Here is a 9,892-nt window from a genome sequence, read left to right as displayed (position 1 = left end):
TTGTCCATCGGCCCGCAGCTTCGATCCACGCTTCCTCCCCACGGTCGGTCGCCCTTCCGCAGTTGCGCTTCACTTCGTTCGCAGTGACCAGCTTACGGAGGGACTTCCACCCTCAAGAATGCGCCCATGCTGGGCGCACAACGCAAAAGGGGCGCATCGCCAGGATGCGCCCCTCCGGAAGCGGTTGCCCTTCCGGCCGGTGACCGCCGGCCGGCAGTGGCGATCAGGCGTCCATGCGACCGATGATCGAGATCGCCGCCACATTGTTGCTCGGCATGCCGCCCAGATTGTGGGTCAGCGCCAGCCGCGGATCCTTCAGCTGGCGGTCGCCGGCACGGCCCAGCATCTGCAGGTAGCATTCGTAGACCATGCGCAGGCCGGACGCCCCGATCGGATGGCCGAAGCATTTCAGGCCGCCGTCGATCTGGCAGGGCACCACCCCGTCCGCGTCGAAGGCGCCGTCCAGCACGTCCTTCAGCGCCGTGCCCTCGGCGGAGAGATTCAGGTCCTCCATCGTCACGAACTCGGTGATCGAGAAGCAGTCATGTACCTCGGTCATCGACAGCTCTTCGCGCGGGTTCTTGATGCCGGCCTCGGCATAGGCCTTCTGCGCCGCCTTGCGGGTGGTCAGAAAGTAGGTGCCGTCCCAGCTGGTGTGCTGGCTCTCCACGCCGTTGGAGAGCACCAGCTGCAGCGCCTTGACCGTGACGATGTCGGTCTTGCCCAGGCTGCGGGCGATCTCCGGCGTGGTGACGATGGCGCAGGCCGAGCCGTCGGACACGCCGCAGCAGTCGAACAGACCCAGCGGCTCGGCGATCATCGGCGCGCCCAGGATCTGGTCCATCGAGGGCGTGTTGCGCAGATGCGCCTTCGGGTTCTTGGAGCCGTTCTGGTGGCTCTTGTAGGAGACATGGCCGATGGCGCGTTTCAGGTCCTCGCGGTCGACGCCATGCTTGCTGGCATAGGCATAGGCGAGTTGCGCGAAATTGCCCGGCGCCGATCCCGACGGCTGCCACAGGTCGCCCAGGGTGCCCTTGGTCTGGGTCGGCAGGCCGCCATAGCCGGTGTCCTTCAGCTTCTCCACGCCGATCGCCATGGCGATGTCGCAGGCGCCGGAAGCCACCGCATAGACGGCGCCGCGCAGCGCCTCGGTGCCGGTGGCGCACATATTCTCCACATGGGTCACCGGGATGTTCGGCAGGCGCAGCGCGTTGGCCGCCGGCAGCGCCGACTTGCCGAGCGAGACATGGTCGGCATAGAGCCCGAACCAGGCCGCCTCGATCTGGCTGCGCTCGATGCCGGCGTCCTTCAATGCCTCGGTGAAGGATTCCACCATCAGGTCTTCCGCGCTGGACTCCCAGCGCTCGCCGAACTTCGAGCAACCCATGCCGATGATGGCGACCTTGTCCTTGATGCCGCTGGCCATAGCCTCGCTCCCTTCGCTTTCGTTCCGTCAAAAGATGGGGCAGCGCGCCCCTGCATTCAAACAGGCCGCGATCAACCGCCGATCGCCGGCGCGGCCTTCCAGAAATAGCGGCGATAGCCGCGCACGAAGTCGAAATCCTTGATGCGATAGACCATCCGCATGTCCTGCCCGATGGAGATCGCGCCGACCTCGTCGTCGGTCATTTCCATCGTCACCTTGCCGCCCTCGGCGAAGGTCACCGCGCCGAAATGCAGCGGCGGGGCGTAGGAGTGGGTCAGCCAGTCGGCGGTGAAGCTTGCCACCTGCCCGGTCTTGTCGGCAAAGGAATAGGGTTCCTGCGTGTCGGTCTCCTGGCAGTTCGGGTTGACGCAGATCCGCGTCTTCGGGAACTGCACGGTGCCACACCTGGTGCAGCGGCCGCCGTCGAAATGGCCGACCATGTCGACATTGCGCCAGGCCGAGGTCAGCGCCGTCTTGGTGTCCTGCTCCGCCCGCATGCCCCAGTCGATCGCCAGATGGCCGTTGAAGGAGAGGAACTTCAGGTAGTTGGTCTCCTCCTTGCGGTGCTTCAGGTAGCCGCCGATGCCGATCCGCTTCGGCAGCTTCGCCAGCGCGTCGGTGGTGCGGAAGACCAGCGCATCCGCCCCCTGGCCGAAACCGGCGACGACGATCACCTCACCCGCCTTCGCCGTCTCCAGGCAATGCGCCAGCATGACCAGCGGATGCGCCGCCCCGGTCTCCCCGCAGACCCCGTCCAGGGTGTCGGCGACACTGCCCTCGTCGATGCCCAGCCCCTTGGCGATGCGCTCCGCCAGCTTCGGGAAGATGCAGGGCATCACGAAGTGGTTGACCGCGCCCGGCTCGACCCCCGCCTCCGCCAGCGCGGCCTTCACCGCGGCGGGGACAAACTTCTGGTAGCCCTCCTCGCGGACCCAGCGCTCCTCCCAGCCATAGTCGAAATCGGCGCCGGACTCGCGGAAATGGTCTACGAAATCCGCCGTCACCGCGCCGGCGCCCAGGAATTCGGCGATCACGCCGTCACTGCCCACGGCCAGGGCCGCGGCACCGTCGCCGGTGATCAGTTCCTGCACGCTGGCCGGCTTGGTGATCCGGTGCTCGGAGGCCACGCACAGCGCGCCCCTGCCCGGCTGCACCGCGACCTGGCCCAGCGCCGCCCGCAGTGCCGCCAGAGCGGCCCGCTGCGAGCCGGCGATGTCGGCGGAGGCGACCTGCCGGTCCAGGCCCAGCGCGGTGGCGACGATCGCGGCGTTCTGCCGGTCGGCGAACGGCAGGGTGGTGGAGGCGAGCGCCAGCCCGCCGATCATGGCGGGGTCGATGCCGGTCAGGCAGTCGCGGCCGGCCTCCACCGCCATGGTGACGGTGTCCTCGTCCCAATGGCACATGCTGCGCTCGCCCTTGCCGCGGCCCCGCAGGCCGGGCTGCGCCCAGGCATGGGCCGCCGCGACCGTCTTCCGGTCCAGCCGCAGCCGCGGAATGTAGCCGCCATAGGCGGTGATGCCGATCGATGCCACCGTTTTCTCTCCCTCAAACGTCGTTCGCCGATCCTGCCGGACCGCATTCAGGCGGCCGCCACGAAGCGGCCGTTGTTCAGGACCACGATGTCGCGTTCCACGACACGGGCACGGAACGAGATCACCTCGCCCTCCGCCTCGCTGCCGTCGCGCCACATCTCCGTCCGGATCGTCTCCCCCGGATAGACGGGCGAGGTGAAGCGCAGCTGCAGCGCCTTGAAGCGGGCCGGGTCATAGGCGCAGACCGTGCGCAGCAGCGCATGGCCGGCCACCCCCAGTGTGGCGAGGCCATGCAGGATCGGCGCCTTGAAGCCGGCCGCCTGGCCGACATCCGGGTCGGCATGCAGCGGGTTGTAGTCGCCGCTCAGCCGGTAGATCAGCGCCGCCTGCTTCAGGGTCGGCAGGTCGCAGGTCATGTCCGGCTCCCGCTCCGGCACCGGGTGCGGCGCCGGCGCCTGCGGCTTGTGGGCCTGGCCTTCCGGCCCGGAGAAGCCGCCATCGCCGCGGGCGAAGGTGGTGGAGGTCAGGGTCGCCAGATGGTCGCCGCTCGCCTTGTCGTAGACCTTGCGGTTCTGGAAGATCAGCGCGCCCTTGCCCTCGCCCTTGTCGATGATCTCCTCCACCCCGCCGGTGCCGACCACGGTGGCGGCGGCCGGCAGCGGCTTGTGGATGCGGATCCCCTGCTCCCCGTGCAGCACCTTGACCCAATCGACACCGGTGCCCGGATCCTTCAGCCAGAAGCCCGGCGTGGCCAGCACGACCGCCATGGTCGGCAGGGTATGCATGCCGTCGGCATGCTGCTCGTACAGGAAGCGCAGCTGCGCCTTGTCCAGCGGGTCCATGCCCAGCCCGACACCGAGCGCGTAGAGGATGCTGTCGCGGGTGGAATAGGTGTGCGCCAGCTCCGGGAAGGGCCAGGCCTTCAGCTTGTCGTAGTCGATGGTCACGTCTCTCTCCCCCGCCGTTCAGTTTCTTACGGTCATCCCCGGGTCCGAGCCGAGGAGCCATTCCGCAGACCGCGCGGCGCCTCGCCGCTGGCGGAATGGATCCCGGATCGGGTCCGGGATGACGTCCCTGCCTTTTCGTTCAGACCGGATCCCAGCTGAAGATGTCGGCCGACCGGTCCAGCGGGTAGAAGGACGGCGCCATTGCCGGGATCACCCGCTCGGACACCGTCGCCGGGGTCCAGCCTTCGGCGGTGTGGGCGGCGCGGATCGGCCGCGGCTGCGCCATCAGGAAGATCTCGTTGTTGCGGACCGCGAAGATCTGGCCGGAGACCGGCACCTCGCGGGCGGTGTCGCTGCACAGATAGACCGCCAGCGGCGCGATCTTCTCCGGCGTCATCTCCTTGATCTTGGCGACCCGGGCGCGCTGCGCCTCGGTGTCCTGCGGGATGGTGCCGATCAGGCGCGACCAGGCGAAGGGCGAGATGCAGTTGGAGATCACGCCGAAGCGCGACATGTCCAGCGCCACCGACTTCGACAGGCCGACGATGCCCATCTTCGCCGCAGCGTAGTTCGCCTGGCCGAAATTGCCGATCAGGCCGGAGGTGGAGGTCATGTGGACCATCGCGCCGGAGCCCTGCTCGCGGAAATGCGTGGCGGCGGCGCGGGCGACGTTGAACGAGCCCTTCAGGTGGACGTCGATGACGATGTCCCACTCGTCCTCGGTCATCTTGTGGAAGATGGTGTCGCGCAGGATGCCGGCATTGTTCACCACGGCATCGATGCGGCCGAATTCGTCGATCGCGGTCTGGATGATCGAGTGCGCGCCGTCCCAGTCGGCGACGGAGGCGAAGTTGGTCACCGCCTCGCCGCCCGCCTTGGCGATCTCGGCCACCACCTCGGTCGCCGGCAGCCGGTCCTCGCCGTCGCCACCAGCGGAACCGCCCAGGTCGTTGACCACGACCTTCGCGCCCTCGGCCGCTGCCATCACGGCGATAGCCTTGCCGACGCCGCGCCCGGCACCGGTGACCGCCACGACCTTGTCCTTCAGGAGCCCGCTACCGCTCATTCTTCCTCCCCCATACATTGCGCATCCGGCGGTCAGCCGTGCCATGCCGGGATGCGGGTGCGCCTTCTCTTATGCCAGCGGCTTATCGGGCGGCGCATTAAAGCGCAAGTATTAGTTGGCCGTGGCCCGCCCTTCCGCCACCGCCGCGGTCAGGCGCCGCACCTCTTCCACCACCAGCTCCGGCTCCTCCTGCGGCAGGAAATGGCTGGCCTGCGGCCGCATCACCTCGCGGGTCCAGGGCTTCATCGCCTTCAGCCGGGCCGCCGACTCCTCCCGGCAGGTGGAGCCCTGGCCGCCGCGCAGCAGGGTGATCGGGCAGCGGATCCCGCCGATCCAGCGCCACAGCCGCGCCGGCAGGGCGTTGAAGGTCTCCGCCTCCCAGGCCGGGCTGCAGGCCAGCTCCACCTGGCCGTCGGGGCGGCCACGCGCGCCGCCGGCGACATAGTCGGCCAGGGTCTCCGCCGGCCAGGTGCGGAAGGCGCCGCGGCCGGCATAGGAGTCCAGCATCGCCATGCGGGAGGGAAAGACCACGCGCCGGCGCCGCGCCCCGGCGGCCATGCGGCTGACCTTGTCCGCCTGGCCGAAGGCGCGCGCGATCGCGAACAGCCGTGCCAGGCGCTGCGGCACCAGCACCGGCTCCGCCAGCAGCAGGCCCCGCACCAGGTCCGGCCGCCGCCCGGCCAGGCCGAAGCCGACCAGGCAGCCCAGCGAATGGCCGCCCAGGATCGCCGGCCGGCCCAGCCCCTCCAGCACCGTGACGACATCGCCGAAATAGACGCGATGCACCCGGGTCCGCCCCGGCACCGCCGGCAGGGTGGTGCTGCCATGGCCGCGCAGGTCCAGCGCCACCACCGGCATCTGCGCAGCGATGTCGATCAGCAGGCGCCGGTAGGTCAGCGCGTGGAAGCCGGTGGCATGCAGCCAGACCAGAGCCGGCCCGTCGTCCGGATAGTCCGCCGGGCCGTCCCATTCCAGCAGCGACAGGCGGCCTTCCGTGCCCGGGATCGCCAGCGACCGGCGCCCGCCGCCCTGCAGGTCGCGGGCATCGGCCCGCAGGCATTCGTCGGCGCGCGGCAGGACTTCGGCGCCAGGATGGTCGCTGGACTGGAACATGCGGTGAGGCTTCCGGATCGGCGGCAGGCTGCTGGACAGGCGGGATCGTGCAGCCCATTAAGCCGGGATCGGTGCCGGCAGCAAGGGCCAACAGCAAGGGGGAGGGGGCGATGGAACTGGGACTGCGCGGGCGGATGGCCCTGGTCAGCGGCGGCACCCGGGGCATCGGCCGCGGCATCGTGGAGGCGATGGCGGAGCAGGGCGCGACGGTCGCCTTCTGCGCCCGCACCCCCGCCCATGTGACCGCGACGGAGACGGAGATCCGCAATCGCGGCGGCGCGGTACATGGCGCCACCGTCGATGTCGCGGATCCGGGACCGCTGCAGGCCTGGGTCGCGGGCGCCGCCCGTAGCATGGGCGGGCTGGACGCGGTGGTGGTGAATGTCAGCGCCGCCGGCGGCGGCGGCGGCGCCCAGGGCTGGCGCACCAGCCTGGAGACCGACCTGCTGGGCGCCCTGACCATGGTGGAGGCCGCCCTGCCCCACCTGGCGCGTTCCTCCGCGCCCTCGATCACCGTGATCGCCAGCACCGCCGCGATCGAAGTGCCGGACGGCTCCGGCCCCTATCACGCGATGAAGGCGGCTTTGGTCAATCATGCCGCCGGCCTGGCCCGCACCCTGGGCCCCCGCGGCATCAGGGTGAACAGCGTCTCGCCCGGGCCGGTGCTCTATCCCGGCGGCTTCTGGCAGCAGAGCCAGGCCGCCCGCCCGGCCCAGTTCGAGGCGATGCGCGCCCGCATCCCGCTGGGCCGCATGGTCACCGTGGCGGAGGTGGCGAAGGCGGTCTGCTTCCTCGCCTCCCCGTCGGCCAGCGGCATCAGCGGCATCAACCTGGTGGTCGACGGCGCGATGACCCAGCGGGTGCAGTACTGAGCCACCCGCCGCGCCAACGCACGAACCGCCCCCGCTACAGCCGCGACGCGATCGCCGGCGCGGTCAGGATCGCACCGGCGATCGCCGTGCGGGCGTCGGCGCGCAGCTGCTGCACCTCCACCGGGCCGGTCGGGCTGCCGCAGGTCGTTTCCATGTGCGGGTTGGCGACGAAGGGCACCGGCTGCGCGCCGCCGAACGGGTTCTCCAGACGCTGGGCGGAGCAATAGGCATAAGGCGCGCGCAGGAAGTCGCGCAGCAGGCTGCTTTCCACCACCTGGCCGTCGCGCAGCAGGGTGACCTCGACGGCATATTCCAGGCTGCTCTCGCCGCTGGTCAGCTCGTAGGCATAGCTGGCGAAGGCCGGGCCGCGCCATTCCGGCGGCAGCGCCACCACCTCCGACATCGCGTAGCGGATCGTTTCCACCTTCTCCACCGCCGGCCGTTCGTCCCACTGCACGGTGCTGAGATCAGCGACAATGCCGCCGGGGCGCGGCACTTCGGTGAGCACCAGCCAGGGCGAGGCGCCGGCCAGGTGCGGCTGCACATCCTCCCGCAGCAGGCGGTCGTTGCCCGCCAGGGTCAGGTAGAGGGTGCGGGCCTCCACCACCGCCTGCGCTTTTTCCGGGAAGTACCGCGCCGCCTCGCGCTCCAGCTGCTGCCGCGACAGATGCATGCGCGGCAGCGCGTCGCGCACCTTGCGCCAGGGCGCGGAGCCCTTGCCGGCCTTGCCGGCGGTCTTCAGCACCCGCGACACCAGGATCGACGAGGGCTGCCGGTCGCGGACCAGGACCTCCAGCGAATTGTCCAGCAGCAGGGTCTGCTCATAGGCCTCCATGCCTTCGAAGAGCCAATACTTGTCGGTCAGGGTGAGCTTCAGCCGGCCCGTCTCGAGCGCCTGGCGCGCATAGGCGCCGACCTGCCGGTCCAGCTCGGCCGCAAGGCCCTCCGGGATGAGCGCGTAGCGGCGTGCTTCGTCGATCTCCTCGGCGAAGGGGACAAGCGCCGTGCTGTCGCCGATCCCGGCAGCCCGACGGCGGAAATCCGCCTCCACCGCCGGATAGAACTCCGGGTGGCGGGCCAGCAGGGCCCTGGTGGCAGTGCCGATCTCGTCATCGCGCAGATGGTCGCGGTGCTGCAGCAGGTTGCGGTAGACGGCGGTGTAGGCCTTGCTGCCGTCGAGCAGCCGGGTGTTCTCGGCCAGCCGGTCGTTGGCGAGCTCCAGCTGCGTCTTGGCGCAGCCGCCGGCGACCAGAGCCAGCAGCAGCAGCGTCAGGAATATGCGTGGCATTGCGGTGCCTCCCCTTCATCGGTTGCGGTCCGCCCCCGGACCCGAACCGATGGTCGCGCCGCTGCGCTGAACCTCGCCGCAACGCTCCGTTCATCCGGCAGTCAGCTTTCCGCCACGGCTTGCCGGCCGCCCTTGCCCGCCCGGGGGGCGCATGGAACAATCACGATGCATTGGGACGGGGGCATGCCTGGTCCGGCCGCTGGCCGGCGACCGATGAGGTGTCCCATGCGGCAATCCATTCGCGCCCTGGCCGTTGCGCTCGGGCTTTCACTGGCGGCCGGGCCCGGCCAGGCCGCCCTTTCCCTCCCCGCGCCGACGGCGGGCGTGATTTCGTCCATCGCGACCGAGGACGACCTGCAACAGCCGACCGGTTGGGACCGGGGTGACCGCTACGGCTATTGGGGCAAGGGCTATCGCTACGACCGCGGCTGGGGCGGCCCGCGCGGCTATGGCCACCAAGGCTATGGCCATAGGGGCTACGGACGCGGGAGTTACGGACGCGGCGGCTATTGGCACAAGGGCCATCGCGGCGGCCGCTACGGCTGGTGGTGGATCGTCGGCCCGCGCTGGTACTGGGGCGGCGGCCCGAACTGGCGCCGGCCCGGTCCGCTGGTGCTGGTGCCCCCGGCGCCGGTCTGGCGCTCTGCGCCGCAGGTGATGCCCAGCGCCTATTGCCGCGAATGGCGCGGCGACGCCACCATCGACGGCACCGGGCAGCCGTTCTGGGGCACCGCCTGCCTGCAGCCCGACGGCTCCTGGCGGATCGTCAATTGATCCCCCGGCGGCTGCTGCCGCCCCCTCCTACCAGGTGATGCGCAGGCTCGCCGTGCCGGCATGGGCCGTCGAGGATCTGGTGGCGCTCAAGCGGTAGCCCGCCTCCAGGGTCACGGCTTCGCCGAGCGCGATGCCGACCGCGGCGCCTGCATCCAGGCTGTCGCGGCCCGGCGGCGCCGACGCCACCGTGAAGGCGCCGCCGGCCAGCCGGGCCTCGCTCTCCGCCCCGTCGTCCAGGAACTCGTGCGACCAGCCGAGCGAGAGGCCGGCGGTCGCCGGGCCCCGGGCATAGTCCAGCTGCATGCCGAGCCGGCTGCGGAGGGAGGTCTGCGCAGCCGCCGCCACCGCCAGGTTCGCCGCCCCGCCGTCGCGTTCGTCGAAGGCGGGGCGCCAGGTGCGCCCCAGCCGCAGGCCGGCAGTCGGCGTCAGCGCCAGGGCCGGCCCGAGCCGGATCTCCCGCGCCACCGCGGCGCCGCCGGCAAGACCCCAACCATGGCTGCTGCCGGACGGGCTGGCGCCCAGCGCTCCGACCGCCACGCTGCGGCGGCTGTCATAACTGTCATGGGCGGCCAGCAGCTGGCCGGAGAGGCGCAGGCCCGCCAGGTCGCCGCTGCCGTAGACGGCGGCGAAATGGCTGTCGATGTCGGTGGACCCGTCATCGCCCTTGGCCTCGCTTTCGATCCGGCCGATCGCGGCGCCGAGCAGCAGGCCAAAGGCCAGCGGACCCTCCGGCAGCCGGCCGTCGGCACCGACGGCGATGCCCCGCATATGGGTGTCGTAGCCGTCGACGCCGCCGCTGCTGCGCTGCACGCCGCTGCCGCCCAGCACTTCCGCCCAGCCGGCCGGCCCATCCGTCTGCGCGCCTTCGGCCCCC

General features: G+C 70.7%; 9 protein-coding genes. 2 read left to right on the top strand and 7 right to left on the bottom strand.

The features are described 5' to 3' along the window. Window positions 1-223: 223 nt before the first annotated feature. From ACFOGJ_RS21995 to ACFOGJ_RS21975, 5 genes are all read right to left on the bottom strand, one after another. Window positions 224-1,426 (bottom strand): acetyl-CoA acetyltransferase, encoded by a 1,203-nt coding sequence (locus tag ACFOGJ_RS21995; protein WP_379904617.1) that lies wholly within the window; start codon window positions 1,424-1,426, stop codon window positions 224-226. A gap of 71 nt (window positions 1,427-1,497) precedes the next feature. Then, window positions 1,498-2,958: a hydroxymethylglutaryl-CoA synthase family protein gene (locus ACFOGJ_RS21990; RefSeq protein ID WP_379904615.1), complete on the bottom strand. Its 1,461-nt coding sequence runs from the start codon at window positions 2,956-2,958 to the stop codon at window positions 1,498-1,500. Window positions 2,959-3,005: 47 nt separating this feature from the next. Next, the gene (locus tag ACFOGJ_RS21985) at window positions 3,006-3,905 is read right to left on the bottom strand and encodes a MaoC/PaaZ C-terminal domain-containing protein (RefSeq protein ID WP_379904613.1); all 900 of its coding nucleotides are present in this window, start codon (window positions 3,903-3,905) and stop codon (window positions 3,006-3,008) included. Between the two features lie 139 nt (window positions 3,906-4,044). Then, window positions 4,045-4,971, bottom strand: a complete 927-nt coding sequence (locus ACFOGJ_RS21980; protein ID WP_379904611.1) for an SDR family NAD(P)-dependent oxidoreductase — start codon at window positions 4,969-4,971, stop codon at window positions 4,045-4,047. 111 nt (window positions 4,972-5,082) lie between these two features. After that, window positions 5,083-6,084, bottom strand: coding sequence for an alpha/beta hydrolase (locus ACFOGJ_RS21975; protein ID WP_379904609.1), 1,002 nt, complete (start codon window positions 6,082-6,084; stop codon window positions 5,083-5,085). Between the two features lie 110 nt (window positions 6,085-6,194). Here ACFOGJ_RS21975 and ACFOGJ_RS21970 point away from each other — a divergent pair, with 110 nt between their 5' ends. Next, complete coding sequence (locus ACFOGJ_RS21970; protein WP_379904607.1) at window positions 6,195-6,956, top strand: SDR family NAD(P)-dependent oxidoreductase; 762 nt, start codon at window positions 6,195-6,197, stop codon at window positions 6,954-6,956. A gap of 34 nt (window positions 6,957-6,990) precedes the next feature. Here ACFOGJ_RS21970 and ACFOGJ_RS21965 read toward each other — a convergent pair whose 3' ends face one another. Further along, on the bottom strand, window positions 6,991-8,244 hold the full coding sequence (locus ACFOGJ_RS21965; RefSeq protein WP_379904605.1) for a hypothetical protein: 1,254 nt from the start codon (window positions 8,242-8,244) through the stop codon (window positions 6,991-6,993). Window positions 8,245-8,469: 225 nt separating this feature from the next. On the opposite strand from ACFOGJ_RS21965, the gene ACFOGJ_RS21960 reads away from it, so the two are divergent. After that, window positions 8,470-9,018: a hypothetical protein gene (locus tag ACFOGJ_RS21960; RefSeq protein WP_379904603.1), complete on the top strand. Its 549-nt coding sequence runs from the start codon at window positions 8,470-8,472 to the stop codon at window positions 9,016-9,018. 27 nt (window positions 9,019-9,045) lie between these two features. On the opposite strand, the gene ACFOGJ_RS21955 is transcribed toward ACFOGJ_RS21960, so the two are convergent. Beyond that, window positions 9,046-9,892 (bottom strand): autotransporter outer membrane beta-barrel domain-containing protein (locus ACFOGJ_RS21955; RefSeq protein ID WP_379904601.1); only part of this gene is annotated, 847 nt, incomplete at its 5' end.

The organism is Marinibaculum pumilum (assembly GCF_042646425.1).
Classification (GTDB): domain Bacteria; phylum Pseudomonadota; class Alphaproteobacteria; order Ferrovibrionales; family Ferrovibrionaceae; genus Marinibaculum; species Marinibaculum pumilum.
Note: the sequence above shows the minus strand (reverse complement) of the source record. Positions and strands in the feature narration are given on the sequence as shown.